Here is a 13,723-nt window from a genome sequence, read left to right as displayed (position 1 = left end):
AGGTGATGAGGTGGGCCGGGCCGCGGCGCGTCGTGGCGCCGCGGGCCCGTGTCCGAGCCTCCGAGGTCGTAGGACCCCGGGGGAAGGAGGCTCAGACGCCCGCCGTGACGAAGCCCTTGAGCCAGTCGAGCAGCTCGGTGGCCTTCTCGGGGGAGTCGGCCTCGACGAACATGCGCAGCACGGGCTCGGTCCCGGAGAACCGCAGGAGCGCCCAGTTGTCGTTCTCGAGGACGATCTTGGTGCCGTCGAGGTGGGAGATGCTCACGACCGGGTAGGGCCCGATGTGCGTGAGCGGGTCCGCCTCGAGGCGGCGCGGCACGGCGACGCGCATCTCCGGCGTCGAGTCGACGCCGGCCTCGAGCGTGTAGAGACGACCCGTGATCTCGTAGATCATCTCGCGCAGCTCGGAGATCTTCTTGCCCGTGCGGGCGAGCATCTCGACGACCAGGGCGCACGCGAAGATGCCGTCCTTGCCGAGGATCCAGCCGCGGACCGTGAGGCCGCCCGAGGACTCGCCGCCGAGCACCGCGCCGATCTCCTCCATGCCGGCCGTGACGTGCTTGAAGCCGACCTTGACCTCGCGCGACTCCTCGCCGAAGTGCGCGGCCAGCCGGTCGAGCAGGTGCGTCGTCGCGAGGTTGCGCACGACGCCGCCCTTCTCGCCGCGGAACTCGTGCAGGTACCAGTAGAGGAGGAGCAGGAGGTCGTTGGTCGAGATGTACTCGCCGGTCTCGTCGACGATGCCGATGCGGTCGGAGTCTCCGTCCGTCGCCATGCCCAGGTCGTAGCGGCCGTCGCCCTGCTTGATCATCGAGATCAGGGTCGACAGGCGCTGGAGGTCCGGTGCGGGCGCGATCCCGCCGAACAGCGGGTTGTGCGAGGCGTGGATGAACTCGGAGCGCACGCGCATGTCGTTGAGGATGGTGCCGAGCGTGAGCTGGCTCGTGCCGTACATGGGGTCGACGATCACGCGCAGGTCCGAGCCGCGGACGGCGTCGACGTCGACGATCTTCTCGATCGCGTCGACGTAGGGCTCGGTGAGGACCTTGTCCACGACCAGGCCGGCCTTGCGGGCGACCGCGAGGTCGAGCGTGATGACGTCGTCGACGCTCAGCGCGTTGGCCTCGTCCTGGTAGCGGTCGGTCTCGTCGTCGAGGGGCAGGGAGCCGTCCTGGCGGAAGACCTTCATGCCGTTCCACTCGGGCGGGTTGTGGCTCGAGGTGACGATGATGCCGTAGGCCGCGCCGAGGTACGGGGCCGCGAACGTCACGAGGGGCGTGGGGACGTCGTCGGGCAGGAGGGTGACCGGGATGTTGTTGCCCGCGAAGACCTCTGCCGCCGCGACGGCGGACTCGCGCGAGAGGAAGCGGCGGTCGCCGCCGATCACGACGCCGAGCCCGTCGATGCCCTTGCGGACCGTCTCGTTCGCGATCGCCTGGCACAGGCGACGCACGTTCGCGAGCGTGTAGCCCTCGCCGATGATGGCGCGCCACCCGCCGGTGCCGAACACGATCTTGGTGTCGGTGTTCTTCTTGGGCATGAAGAGCCGCTTGAGGAGGATGTCCGCGGCCTCCTGGAGCTCCTCGGGGGTGTTGATGCCCCGGACCTCGTCGGTGTCGTAGATCCGGTACGAGGAGATGCTCTTGTGCTTGGCGATGACGCGGCGGGCGAGCTCGGTGAGCCGGTGCTCGCCGCCGGCGAGCATGGCCTCGAGCTCGGCGAACAGCAGGCCGGGGGACGCGACGTAGGCACCCACGTTGACCTCGGCGGGGGTCCCGCCGGTCCCGGCGTCGGCCGGGCGGTCCTCCTCCTCGAGGATCGCGGTGATCTCGCCGTCCTCGCGGACGATGCGCCCGTAGGTGGGCAGGTCCTCCGTCACGACGGCAGCGAGCAGCGAGAGGTCCGCGCTCTTGAGCGTGTGACGGGTCAGGAGGCCGAGCAGCGACTCGGAGCGCAGGAGCGGCGTGTCGGCGTAGGCGACGAGGACCTCGCGCGCGGGGGTCGCGAAGGCCTCGATCGTGGCACGGGCCGCGAGCACCGCTCCGCCCGTCCCGGGCAGGTCCTGCTGCTCGACGTACGTGAGGTCGTCGCCCAGCAGTCCGCGGACCGTGGTGTCGCCCGGGGCGACGACCACCACGATGCGGTCGTCGGCGACGATCTTGCGGACGTTGGCGACGGCGAGCTCGACCACGGTCGCTTCGCCGAGCGGGCGCGTGATGAGCTCGCGCGACGCGTCGTCGTGACCGGCAGCGAGAACCACCGCCGCTCGATCGTTCGTGGTGGCGGGAGCCTGTGCGGCCTGTGGCAGGGTCATGACGTCCTCACTGCTCGGTGATGCGTCGCGCGCGACCTGTGCCGGCCGCGCTCGGTAGGGCACCGGAGAGCCGAGCGAGAAAAGCACGACTCCTTCCAAATCCCTCGTACGAGAGACCGCGGATGCCCGGTACCACCACGATCATAGACGCGCAGAGCCGTGCGAACGAGGGCCAGGGGTGGTTTGGGGTGGAATCCTCACAAAATATGCGCGAGCACCCGCCCGCGTCCGCGACGGGCCTCCGCAGGGTGAGTCCTGTGGGGAGTTCCACCGAGGTCCGCGCCACGTCGCTACGGTTCTCCCATGACCTCCTACCCGCCGCAGGGCCCCGGCGCACCGGACCAGGATCCGACGCCTCCGCCCAACCCCTACCTCTCCCCCGGCGGACCGACGCGTCAGCCTCCGCTCGTCCCGTACCAGCCGCCCGCGGCCGGCATCGAGGACGCGCCCGTCGAACCGGACCCGTACTTCCCTCCCGCCGGGCCGTCCGGCGCAGGGTTCCCGACGGCGCCTCCGCCGTCGGGCGGCCCGGCCCACCCTCCGTACGGCGCACCGGGGACGCCCGTCCACGGGAACCCGTACGGCTCTCCCTACCCGCCTGCCCCCGGTGCGTACCCCCAGGGACAGTGGCCCCCCGGTCCGACCACGCCGTATCCCGGCGCCCCGCAGGGGATGCCGCCGGCCTGGCAGCAGGGCCCCCAGGGGCCCGCGTGGACGGCGTCGTTCGCTCCCCCTCCGCGGCAGAGCGGACTGGCTCTCGCGTCCATGATCACGTCGCTCGCCGGGCTCGCCCTGTGCTTCTTCCCCGGGATCGTCGGCCTGGTCCTGGGGATCGTGGCCCTCCAGCAGATCTCGCGCGACGGGACGACAGGACGCGGGTACGCGATCACGGGGATCGCGGTGGGCGCGGTCATGACGGCGCTCCTCGCGCTCTGGTTCATCGGCATCGCAGCGGGCTCCGTATGAGCACCCCGCCTCCCCCGTCCGGGTACGACCAGGACGTCTACTACGCGCCGGGCTGGCAGCCCGCTGCTGCCCGGACCGAGCCCCTGGCCTTTGCGGCGATCCCGACGGGGCTGCTGCTCGGGCCGGTCGGTGTAGGCGTCGGGGCCGCGGCGCTCGCGCGGATCCGACGGAACGGCACACGAGGCGTCGGGCTCGCCTGGGCGGGGATCGCGCTGGGTCTGGCCACGACGCTGACGGCGATCGCCGTCAGCGTCGCCCTGCTGCTGGGCGGCGCCGCGACGCGCGCGCTGCCCGCCGACGTGAGCGCACCGCAGGACGCGCACGCGCGGCAGCTCGTCCTGGGGAACTGCCTCGCCGACCTGCCCGACGACGGTCCCGTCACCACGGTGCGCGTCGTCCCGTGCGCGGAACCTCACGAGGCCCAGGTCGTGGCCCGCACCGACTTCTCGGCGGACTCGCTCTGGCCCGGGCAGGGCGACGTCGAGTCGAGGGTCTCGCGCGTCTGCGTGCCGGCCGTCCTGGCCGGCGACGTCGACCCCGCGGAGATAGAGCTCTCCATCTGGACCCCCTCGGAGGAGTCGTGGGCCGAGGGTGACCGGACGGGCCTCTGCCTGGCCGCGACGCCCGTGCTGACCGAAGGCTCGCTCATCGACTGACGCCCGCCGCAACACACCTACCACTCGGTAGGTTTCTCGGATAGTCTCGGAGGAACAAGCAGAGCGGCTTGGCCGCGAACCCTCGAGGAAGTGCACCGTGAGCAACGAGAACACCGCCACCCCCACCACTGCGCGCACCGCCGGACCGCTCGACGTCGAGCGGCTCGTCCAGGAGCTCACGCTCGAGGAGAAGGCGTCGCTGACGTCGGGGCTGGACTTCTGGCACACGCAGCCCGTCGAGCGCGCGGGTGCCGAGGTTCCTGCGGTCATGGTCACCGACGGCCCGCACGGCCTGCGCAAGCAGAGCGGGGCCTCGGACCACCTGGGCCTCGCGAACTCGGTCCCCGCGACGTGCTTCCCCACGGCCGCCGCTCTCGGTTCCACGTGGAACGTCGACCTGCTCGACCGCGTCGGAAAGGCGCTCGGTCGCGAGACCCGCGCCAACGACGTCGCCGTGCTCCTCGGCCCCGGCATCAACATCAAGCGCTCCCCGCTCTGCGGCCGCAACTTCGAGTACTTCTCCGAGGACCCCGTGGTCTCGGGGGACCTGGGCGCCGCGCTGATCCGGGGCATCCAGAGCCAGGGCGTGGGCACCTCGCTCAAGCACTTCGCGGCCAACAACCAGGAGACCGACCGCATGCGCGTCTCCGCCGACGTCGACGAGCGCACGCTGCGCGAGATCTACCTGACGGGCTTCGAGCGGGCGGTGAAGAAGGCCTCGCCGTGGACCGTCATGTGCTCGTACAACAAGATCAACGGGACGTACGCGTCGCAGGACCACTGGCTGCTCACCGAGGTCCTGCGTGACGAGTGGGGCTACGACGGCGTCGTGGTCTCCGACTGGGGAGCAGTCTCCGACCGCGTCGCCGCGCTCGCCGCCGGTCTCGACCTCGAGATGCCCGCCACGGGCGGCCGCACCGACGCGCAGGTCGTCGCCGCGGTCCGCGCCGGCGAGCTCGACGAGGCGATCCTCGACCAGGCGGTCCGCCGCCACCTCACGCTCCTGAACCGCGCCCTGCCCGCGCTCGCCGAGCCCGGCGCTTTCGACGTGGCCGAGCACCACGCCCTCGCCCGCGAGGCTGCCGCCGAGGGCGCGGTCCTCCTGCGCAACGAGCCCGTCGACGGCACGCCCGTCCTCCCCCTCGACCCGGCCGCCGCCGCGTCGCTCGCCGTCGTCGGCGAGTTCGCACGCAGCCCGCGCTACCAGGGCGCCGGGTCGAGCCAGGTCCAGCCGACGCGCCTCGACGACGCCCTGACGGAGATCCGCGCGATCACCGGCACCGAGGTCCCGTTCGCGGCGGGCTTCGGCATCACGGCCGAGACGTCGGCGGCCGACGACGCCCTCCGCGCCGAGGCCGTCGAGCTGGCACGGGGCGCCGAGACCGTCGTCCTCTTCCTGGGCCTGCCCGCGAGCCACGAGTCCGAGGGCTTCGACCGCGACGACATGGACCTGCCCGCGAACCAGGTCGCGCTCCTCGAGGCCGTGGCGGCCGTGTGCTCGCGCGTCGTCGTGGTGCTCGCGAACGGGTCGGCCGTCACGATCGCCCCCTGGCAGCACCACACCGCGGCGATCCTCGAGGGCTGGCTCGGCGGCCAGGCAGGCGGCGGCGCGGTCGCGGACCTGCTGTTCGGCGTCCGCAACCCGTCGGGCAAGCTGACCGAGACCGTCCCGCTCCGGCTCGAGGACAACGCGTCGTACGGGAACTTCCCGGGCGAGTTCGGCCACGTCCGCTACGGCGAGGGCGTCCTGGTCGGGTACCGCTACTACGACGCCAAGCGCATGGACGTCGCCTTCCCGTTCGGCCACGGCCTGTCGTACACGACCTTCGCGTACGAGGACCTGTCGGTCACGGTCTCGGGCGAGGGCCCGACGGCGTCGCTCACCGTGGACGTGACCGTCACCAACACGGGGGCCGTCGCAGGAGCCGAGGTCGTCCAGGTCTACGTGGGCGACCCGCAGGCCGCGGTCGAGCGCCCCGAGCGCGAGCTCAAGGCGTTCGGGAAGGTCGAGCTCGCTCCGGGCGGGACGCGCACCCTCTCGTTCGAGCTCGACGCACGCGACCTGTCGTACTGGCACCCCGTGCTGCGGCGCTGGGTCGTCGAGGGCGGCGAGTTCGTGGTGTCCGTGGGCGCCTCGTCCCGTGACCTGCGCGGGTCCGCCGCCGTCACCGTGGTCGGCGAGGACATCACCCCGCCGCTGACCCCGTCGTCGACGCTGAGCGAGGCCCTCGCCCACCCGGTCGCGGGCGAGATCATCCGGACCGCCATGGCGCAGACCGACGGCACCTCCGCGATGCCCCTGGACGAGGGGATGCTGGCGCTCGCCGGTGACATGCCGCTGCGGGTCATCGCGGCCTTCGACGGCATGCTGTTCGACGAGGCCCAGCTCGACCGGCTCCTCGCAGCGTCCGGCGCGGCCTGACCGGACGACCGACGGGCGCCCCTGGATCGATGGATCCGGGGGCGCCCGTTCGCGTGCCCGGCCGACAGCGACCCGGCCGGCAGCGGTCGGAGGTCAGCCGCCACCGGCCGGCGAGCTGTGTCAGCGGCCAGCCGTCGGCCGCCACCAGCCACCAGCTCCTCAAGCGCCAGGCGTCATGCCTGCGGCCTCAGTCGGAGGTCTCGGCCTCTGCCGGTGCCGCGTCCGGCAGGATCAGCGAGAGGTAGGCACGGAGGCCGGCCGCCATGTCGACGGGCGGGCGCGGCCCGTTGCGCTCGAGCAGGAACTGGACCTGGAGCCCGTCCATGAGGGCGACGATCGCTCGCGCGGTGGCCGGGATGTCGACGTCGGGCCGCAGCCGGCCCTGGGCCGCGCGGTCCGTGAGCTCACGCCGGCTCCGGGCGAGCACGTCGTCGTATCGGCGCTGGAAGTACTCGTGCGCGGGGTGGTCGGGGGCCGTGGCCTCGGCCGACAGGATGCAGTAGAGCTCGACGATCCCGGGGCGGGCCGCGTTGCGCTCGACGACGTTGACCAGGGCGTCGAAGTACGCGACACCCTGCGCCAGGTCGTCCGCGAGCAGCGCGAAGTCCACCTCGTCACGGTGCTCGAGGACCGCCTGGAGGAGCAGCTCCTTGGTCGGGAAGTGGTGCAGGAGACCGGGGTGGGAGATGCCGACACGCGAGGAGATCTCGCGGAGCGACGCCGAGTGGTAGCCGACCTCGCCGAAGAGCCCCGTCGCCGCCTCGAGGATCTCGTCGCGCTTGGCACGACCCTTCGCGTAGCCACGGGGTGCAGCGCCGGAGCCTCGCCCAGGGGCCTCGCGCGACGCCGACGTGTCGGGCGCGCGCTCAGGTACCCCGCGGGCGCCCTCGCGTGGTTGCGTGGTCTCTGACGTCCTGCTGGGCATGCGCCCTCCCCCATGAGTGTTTGCGTGAACGGTCCTGCGGTGCGTACCGCGATGTTCCGATTCCGTGACCCTACCGCCGCAGGGGTTCCTGCGGCTGGATCGTCCCGCAGGGCCGCCGCCACGGCCCGGTGTGCGCGAGGTAGGACGTCCTGCGCCGAGATAGGACGTGGCGCGCTCTACCTCGCGCAGCACGTTCTACCTCGGCGCCACGCGAGCGGGTGGCCCCTAGCCGACGCCACCTCCGCCGGAAGTCGCAACCCACCTTCCCCCCTCCGCCAGAAGCGCCCGCCACAACCCGGAAGCCAGGCTGGAGGCACGGCGCGCGGCACCCCGGCTGCGCGGCCGGAGGAGAAGGGATCCCCGATGCCAGCCATCGAGATCGTGGGCCTGCGCAAGTCCTACGGGACGTTCGACGCCGTCCGCGACGTGAGCTTCGCCGTCGAGCCCGGGAGGGTCGTCGGGCTGCTCGGCCCCAACGGCGCGGGCAAGACGACCACGCTCAACGTCCTGCTGGGGCTCGCGTCCGCGAGCGCCGGGACCGCGACGATCCAGGGCAGCCCGTACGCGGCGCTGGAGAAGCCCGGCCAGGTCGTCGGCGCGCTGCTCGACGCGGGCGGCCTGCACCCGGGTCGCAGCGGACGCGACCACCTGCGGGTCCTCGCGACCGCGGCCGGGATCGGGGGCCGACGGGTCGACGAGGTGCTCGCGCTCGTCGGGATGGACCGTGCCGCCGACCGGCGCGTCAGGACCTACTCGCTCGGCATGCGCCAGCGCATCGGGTTGGCTGCGGCGCTCCTGGGCGACCCGCAGGTGCTGGTGCTCGACGAGCCCGCCAACGGCCTGGACCCCGCGGGCATGCGGTGGATGCGCGAGGTGCTGCGCTCGTTCGCTGACGGCGGCGGGGCGGTGCTGCTCGCGAGCCACGTCCTGGCCGAGGTCACGCAGGTGGCCGACGACCTGGTCGTGATCGGCCAGGGCCAGGTCATCGCGGACGGCCCGCTCACCGACCTCGTCCGGGGCGAGTCCCTGGAGGACTTTTACCTGAACCTGACCGCCGAGACAGAAGGAGTGCGCTGATGTTCCGCGCCGAGCTGCTCAAGCTACGCACGACCCGCACGCCCTGGATCCTGGGGATCGTCGCCCTCGCGGGCATGGTCCTCGTCCAGGCCCTGACGATCGCCCTGCCGCGCGTCCTGTCGGGCCTCGAGGGCCTGGGTGGCGGTGCCACCGTGGGCCTCCAGGCCTCGCCCGAGCTGACCGCGGACCTGGCCCCCGACCTCACCGGACTGACCGACCTGGGCGCGGCACCCGTGCAGCGCGCGATGCTGGACCTGCTGGGCAACGGCCCCGCGGGCTCGGGCTCGGCAGGCGTGTCGGTCATCTGCATGCTGCTGCTGGGCGTCCTCGCGGTCACGACCGACTTCCGCACGGGCGGCATCGTCCCTACGGCCCTCGTGGTCCCGTCGCGGCTGCGCATCCTCGGGGGCAAGGCGGGCGCGACCGCGGTCGTCGCGCTCGTGACCGGCGCCGCGCTCGCGGTGCTCACGGCCCTGGGCCTGTTCGTGGCCGTCGCGTCGACACCGGGCGCTCAGCTCATGGTCGGCGCGGGCGACGTCCTGGGCGTGTGGGGGCGTGGGCTCGTGGTCCTCGTGCTGTTCGCGTGGCTCGGGCTGGGCATCGGGACGCTGATCCGCGGGCAGGTCGCGGCGATCCTCGTCGTCGTGGGGCTCGTGGTGGTCGAGCCGTTGGTCCAGGCCGCGGTCCTGCTGCTCTCGGGGGGCACGTCGAACGCCGCGGCATGGCTGCCGCTCGGGCTGGGGTCGCTCGCGTCGACCGGCCAGAGCGCGACGTCGGTCCTGGGCGGCCTCGCCCCCCTGGGCGTCGGGGCCGCGGTGCTGGGCCTGGCCGCGTGGGTCGCGGTCGCGCTCGGGTCGGGCGCGGTGACCTTCCGTCGCCGCGACCTCGTCTGACGTCTTGCCCTCGAGGGGCGGCTCGTCGGGCGCCACGGCCACGTACCGTGGTGCCCGACGGCGCCGCTCCCCCGGGTGGGCGGGTCGCCTGGGTGCGGGGCACCTGAGCCCGGGCCTCCCGGCACCGGTGACCCCGCACGCCGCTCTGCCCGACCACCGACCGCCCGACCGCCCGACCGCCGGACCGCCCGACCGCCCGACCGCCCGACCGCCCGACCCGAGAGGCCCCCCGTGCTCGACACACTGCACCGCCGTCTCGCCGCGGTCGGCATCCGTACCTCGACGGGTCGCGACGCCCTGCTGGGCGTGGTCGTCGCGGTCCTCACGGTCGGCTTCCTGCTGGCCGTCGAGCGGGTCGCCCTGACCGACCTCGGCATCGTGGTCGAGGGCGGGCCAGACTCCCTGCGGTTCTCGACCGGCGGGCGGGTCGCAGCGATCGTGCTCGTCGTCGCGCAGGCCATGGCGCTCACGCTGCGCCGTCGGGCCCCTCTGCTCGCGCTCGCGCTGACCGTGGTGGGCCAGGTCGCTCTCGTGCCCGTGCTTCCCGCCTTCGTCTCGTTCCAGGCGCCCGCGACGCTCGTCGCGGCCTACTCGGTCGGTGCGTACGCACCGCGCCGCACGGCCCTGTGGGCGGCCGCGGCCGCAGCGGGCGTGCAGGTCCTGCTGAGCTTCGTGCTCGGCGGGCCCGTGCCGATCACCTCGACGGGTCCCGCGCCGGTCGCGGTCCAGGTCTGGGGCGGCCTCGCGTCAGCGCTCCTGACCTACGTGGCCTCGGCGCTCGTGGGTGCGTACGTCGGCACGCGCCGCGAGCTGTTCGCCCAGCTCCAGGGGCGCGTGGCCCAGGCCGAGCGCGAGCGCGACATGCTCGCGGCGCAGGCCGTCCTGGAGGAGCGCGGCCGCATGGCCCGCGAGCTGCACGACGTCGCCGCGCACCACCTGTCGGGGATCGTCGTCCAGGCGGCCGCGGCCGAGCGCCTGGTCGACCGCGACCCCGAGCGCGCCAAGGAGTCGATGCGCTGGATCCGCACCCAGGGGCGCGAGACGCTCGACAACCTGCGCCTGGTCGTCGGCATCCTGCGCAGCTCGTCGCAGGCCGGTCCCGGCGAACCGGGCGAGGAGGCCCCGGCCGCACCGCAGCCCACGCTCGACGACGCGGGCGAGCTGCTCGACCTCGCACGCAGCGCAGGGGCCGAGGTGCGTGACGTCCGTCGAGGCTCGCCGTTCGGGCTCTCCCCCGCCGTCCAGCTCACGGTGTACCGCGTGCTCCAGGAGGCGCTGAGCAACGCGCGCCGCCACGCCCCGGGGCGCGCGATCGAGGTCGTGACCGACTACCAGCAGGCCGCGCTCGTCCTCACGGTGACCAACAGGTTGCCGGTCGCGGCGATCTCGGGCGGCCGGACCGGTCGGAGCGCGGGCCGTGACCTCGATGCGCGCGACGGGCACGGTGCCCCGGCGGCCGCTGCGGTGTCCGACAGGTCGACCAGCGCGACGGCCGTCGCCCAGGCCGCGCCCGGGCACGGCCTCATCGGCATGACCGAGCGCGCGACCCTCGTCGGCGGGAAGCTCAGCGCGGGCTCGGTCCCGGGCGACGGCTGGCGGGTCCGGCTCTCGGTCCCCCGGCCCGCAGCGGCCGAAGCCGCCGCTCCCACCCCCACCATCCCCGAGCGCTCGGCGACGTCCTCGGACGAGCCGGGCTCCGCCGTCGGGCAGGAGGCCCCATGACCCGAGTGGTGCTGGTCGACGACCAGGCCGTCGTCCGCGCAGGCTTCACCGTGATCCTCGAGAGCGAGGGCTTCGAGGTCGTGGGCGAGGCGGCGAACGGCACGGACGCCGTGCGCGTCGCGCGCCGCGAGCGCCCCGACGTCGTGTGCATGGACGTCCGCATGCCCGGCGGGGACGGCATCACGGCGACGCGCGCGCTCGCGGGACCGGGCGTCGTCGACCCGGTCCCGGTGCTCGTGGTGAGCACGTTCGACCTGGACGACTACGTGTTCGGCGCCCTGGAGGCCGGGGCGAGCGGGTTCCTGCTCAAGGACGCCGAGCCCGACGTGCTGGTCGACGCGGTGCGGCGCGTGGCGTCGGGCGAGGGTCTCGTCGACCAGACGCTCACGCGGCGCGTGATCGACGAGTTCGCCCGACGGCGGTCTCCCGCCGCGCCCGACGAGGTCGCCTCGGGCCTGCTCACCTCGCGCGAGCACGACATCCTGGCGCTGCTGTGCCGGGGGCAGTCGAACGCCGAGATCGCGGCGACGCTCTACCTCGAGGCGAGCACCGTGAAGTCGCACCTGAGCCGCATCATGACCAAGACGGGCATGCGCGACCGCGTCCAGCTCGTGGTGTGGGCGTACGAGCACGGGATCGCGGCACCGTCGCGCTGAGCCGCTCCCTGGCCGCGAGGTAGAGGTCTAGGGCTCGAGGTAGAGGTCTAGGCCCTCTACCTCGAGCCCTAGACCTCTACCTCGGCGTCACGGGCTGGGCGGGAGTCACGGGGAGATAGACCCGGCCGCCCGCGTCCGTGAACTCGCTCGACTTCTCCGCCATGCCGGCCTCGATCGCCTCGACCGACGTCAGGCCGTTCTTCTCGGCGTACTCGCGCACGTCCGCGGAGATCCGCATCGAGCAGAACTTGGGCCCGCACATCGAGCAGAAGTGCGCGGTCTTGGCGGGCTCGGCCGGCAGCGTCTCGTCGTGGAAGGCGCGGGCGGTGTCGGGGTCGAGGGAGAGCGCGAACTGGTCGTGCCAGCGGAACTCGAACCGGGCACGGGACAGCGCGTCATCCCGCAGCTGCGCACGCGGGTGCCCCTTGGCCAGGTCGGCGGAGTGCGCCGCGATCTTGTACGTGATGACCCCCGTCTTGACGTCGTCGCGGTCGGGCAGCCCCAGGTGCTCCTTGGGCGTGACGTAGCAGAGCATCGCAGTCCCGGCCTGGGCGATGATCGCGGCGCCGATCGCGGACGTGATGTGGTCGTAGGCGGGCGCGATGTCGGTCGCGAGCGGGCCGAGCGTGTAGAACGGCGCCTCCTCGCACAGCTCCTCCTCGAGGCGCACGTTCTCGACGATCTTGTGCATGGGGACGTGCCCCGGGCCCTCGATCATGACCTGCACGCCGTAGGACTTCGCGACCTTGGTCAGCTCGCCCAGCGTGCGCAGCTCGGCGAACTGGGCCGCGTCGTTGGCGTCCGCGATGGACCCCGGTCGCAGGCCGTCGCCGAGCGAGAACGTCACGTCGTAGTCGCGCAGGATCTCGCACAGCTCCGCGAAGTGCGTGTACAGGAACGACTCCTGGTGGTGCGCGAGGCACCACGCGGCCATGATCGAGCCGCCGCGGGACACGATGCCCGTGACACGGCGCGCGGTCAGCGGGACGTAGCGCAGCAGGACGCCCGCGTGCACGGTCATGTAGTCGACGCCCTGCTCGGCCTGCTCGATCACGGTGTCGCGGTAGATCTCCCACGTGAGCTTCGCGGGGTCCCCCTTGACCTTCTCGAGCGCCTGGTAGAGCGGCACCGTCCCCACGGGGATCGGGGAGTTGCGCAGCACCCACTCGCGGGTCTCGTGGATGTCCTTGCCCGTCGAGAGGTCCATGAGGGTGTCGGCGCCCCAGCGCGCGGCCCACACCATCTTCTCGACCTCCTCCTCGATCGAGGAGGTCACGGCCGAGTTCCCGATGTTCGCGTTGATCTTCACGCCGAACGCCTTGCCGATGATCATGGGCTCGATCTCGGGGTGCCGACGGTTGGCCGGGATCACCGCCCGGCCACGCGCGACCTCGTCGCGCACGAGCTCGACGTCGACGCCCTCGCGGGCAGCGACGAAGCGCATCTCGTCGGTCACGACCCCGACGCGTGCCCAGGCGAGCTGCGTCCGGGCGCCGCCCGTGCCGCGCTCGGTGGGGACGGCGTCGGGCCGGAGCCAGGACGCCCGCAGGGCGGGCAGGCCGCCAGCGAGGTCGAACGCCGCGGGGTCGTCCGACTCGGTGTAGGGGCCCGAGGTGTCGTACAGGTCCAGGTGTTCGCCGTTGCTCAGGAGCACGCGGCGCTCGGGGACGCGCAGGTGCTCCGCGCCCGGGACCGGGTGGTGGACCTTGGCGGACCCCGCGATGGGTCCGGTCGTGATGGTGCGCGTGCCGCTCGCAGCGGCAACGGGCGCAGCGGCGGCGGGCCCGGTGGTTGTGGGCACAGCGGTCTCAGAGCTCATGGCTCTCTCCCTACGTCGGCATGATCCGAACAGGTTCGAACGGTCGGCGGCGCTGAGCCGCCCTCTCAGCTCGCTGCTGCGAGCTCCCGTGGGTGTGTGGAGTTGTGGGTCGTGCTGGTGGTGCGGTGGTGCTGGGTGGTGCGGTCGTCACCGTAGCGCACGGCGCCGGGCGTCGGCGCGACCGTCCCGCGTTCGGCGCTTGCCCGTGAGTGCGGAGCTCTTGCGCGAAACGCCGGGCGTGTCGCGCAAGAGCTCCGCACTCACGACCGGCCA

At 73.0% G+C, this 13,723-nt stretch carries 10 protein-coding genes and 1 riboswitch; of the genes, 7 read left to right on the top strand and 3 right to left on the bottom strand.

The features are described 5' to 3' along the window. Positions 1–91: 91 nt before the first annotated feature. The gene (locus OERS_RS00795; RefSeq protein ID WP_082848878.1) at positions 92–2,314 is read right to left on the bottom strand and encodes an NTP transferase domain-containing protein; all 2,223 of its coding nucleotides are present in this window, start codon (positions 2,312–2,314) and stop codon (positions 92–94) included. A 303-nt stretch (positions 2,315–2,617) separates the two neighbouring features. Between OERS_RS00795 and OERS_RS00790 the strand changes: the two genes are divergently transcribed. The 3 genes from OERS_RS00790 (at position 2,618) to OERS_RS00780 (ending at position 6,358) form a co-directional block, all read left to right on the top strand. Further along, positions 2,618–3,280 carry a DUF4190 domain-containing protein gene (locus OERS_RS00790; protein ID WP_056652626.1) on the top strand — a complete coding sequence of 221 codons (663 nt, stop codon included), beginning with the start codon at positions 2,618–2,620 and terminating at the stop codon, positions 3,278–3,280. Continuing rightward, complete coding sequence (locus tag OERS_RS00785; RefSeq protein WP_083201115.1) at positions 3,277–3,936, top strand: DUF4190 domain-containing protein; 660 nt, start codon at positions 3,277–3,279, stop codon at positions 3,934–3,936. The genes OERS_RS00790 and OERS_RS00785 overlap by 4 nt, the downstream gene beginning before the upstream one ends. A gap of 97 nt (positions 3,937–4,033) precedes the next feature. Further along, positions 4,034–6,358, top strand: coding sequence for a glycoside hydrolase family 3 C-terminal domain-containing protein (locus OERS_RS00780; protein ID WP_068623574.1), 2,325 nt, complete (start codon positions 4,034–4,036; stop codon positions 6,356–6,358). Positions 6,359–6,545: 187 nt separating this feature from the next. On the opposite strand, the gene OERS_RS00775 is transcribed toward OERS_RS00780, so the two are convergent. After that, positions 6,546–7,283 (bottom strand): TetR/AcrR family transcriptional regulator, encoded by a 738-nt coding sequence (locus tag OERS_RS00775; protein ID WP_082848880.1) that lies wholly within the window; start codon positions 7,281–7,283, stop codon positions 6,546–6,548. Positions 7,284–7,646: 363 nt separating this feature from the next. Here OERS_RS00775 and OERS_RS00770 point away from each other — a divergent pair, with 363 nt between their 5' ends. The 4 genes from OERS_RS00770 (at position 7,647) to OERS_RS00755 (ending at position 11,631) form a co-directional block, all read left to right on the top strand. After that, on the top strand, positions 7,647–8,360 hold the full coding sequence (locus tag OERS_RS00770; RefSeq protein WP_068623572.1) for an ABC transporter ATP-binding protein: 714 nt from the start codon (positions 7,647–7,649) through the stop codon (positions 8,358–8,360). After that, on the top strand, positions 8,360–9,253 hold the full coding sequence (locus OERS_RS00765; protein ID WP_056652637.1) for an ABC transporter permease: 894 nt from the start codon (positions 8,360–8,362) through the stop codon (positions 9,251–9,253). Before OERS_RS00770 ends, OERS_RS00765 begins: the two co-directional genes overlap by 1 nt. Positions 9,254–9,484: 231 nt before the next feature. Next, positions 9,485–10,975 (top strand): sensor histidine kinase, encoded by a 1,491-nt coding sequence (locus OERS_RS00760; protein WP_068623570.1) that lies wholly within the window; start codon positions 9,485–9,487, stop codon positions 10,973–10,975. Continuing rightward, positions 10,972–11,631 carry a response regulator gene (locus tag OERS_RS00755; protein ID WP_068623568.1) on the top strand — a complete coding sequence of 220 codons (660 nt, stop codon included), beginning with the start codon at positions 10,972–10,974 and terminating at the stop codon, positions 11,629–11,631. Before OERS_RS00760 ends, OERS_RS00755 begins: the two co-directional genes overlap by 4 nt. A gap of 76 nt (positions 11,632–11,707) precedes the next feature. Here OERS_RS00755 and thiC read toward each other — a convergent pair whose 3' ends face one another. Then, positions 11,708–13,450, bottom strand: a complete 1,743-nt coding sequence (gene thiC / locus OERS_RS00750; RefSeq protein WP_082848882.1) for a phosphomethylpyrimidine synthase ThiC — start codon at positions 13,448–13,450, stop codon at positions 11,708–11,710. Continuing rightward, positions 13,441–13,550, bottom strand: a riboswitch (TPP riboswitch). Its footprint overlaps the gene before it by 10 nt. Positions 13,551–13,723 lie beyond the last annotated feature (173 nt).

Source organism: Oerskovia enterophila (assembly GCF_001692445.1).
Lineage (GTDB): Bacteria > Actinomycetota > Actinomycetes > Actinomycetales > Cellulomonadaceae > Oerskovia > Oerskovia enterophila.
This window is presented reverse-complemented; position numbering and strand designations above follow the sequence as displayed.

Bases quoted from the DNA above. Each gene is read 5' to 3' on its own strand.
- OERS_RS00795 (WP_082848878.1), bottom strand. From the start codon at position 2,314: ATGACCCTGCCACAGGCCGCACAGGCTCCCGCCACCACGAACGATCGA.
- OERS_RS00765 (WP_056652637.1), top strand. From the start codon at position 8,360: ATGTTCCGCGCCGAGCTGCTCAAGCTACGCACGACCCGCACGCCCTGG.
- OERS_RS00790 (WP_056652626.1), top strand. From the start codon at position 2,618: ATGACCTCCTACCCGCCGCAGGGCCCCGGCGCACCGGACCAGGATCCG.
- OERS_RS00755 (WP_068623568.1), top strand. From the start codon at position 10,972: ATGACCCGAGTGGTGCTGGTCGACGACCAGGCCGTCGTCCGCGCAGGC.
- OERS_RS00775 (WP_082848880.1), bottom strand. From the start codon at position 7,283: ATGCCCAGCAGGACGTCAGAGACCACGCAACCACGCGAGGGCGCCCGC.
- thiC (WP_082848882.1), bottom strand. From the start codon at position 13,450: ATGAGCTCTGAGACCGCTGTGCCCACAACCACCGGGCCCGCCGCCGCT.
- OERS_RS00770 (WP_068623572.1), top strand. From the start codon at position 7,647: ATGCCAGCCATCGAGATCGTGGGCCTGCGCAAGTCCTACGGGACGTTC.
- OERS_RS00785 (WP_083201115.1), top strand. From the start codon at position 3,277: ATGAGCACCCCGCCTCCCCCGTCCGGGTACGACCAGGACGTCTACTAC.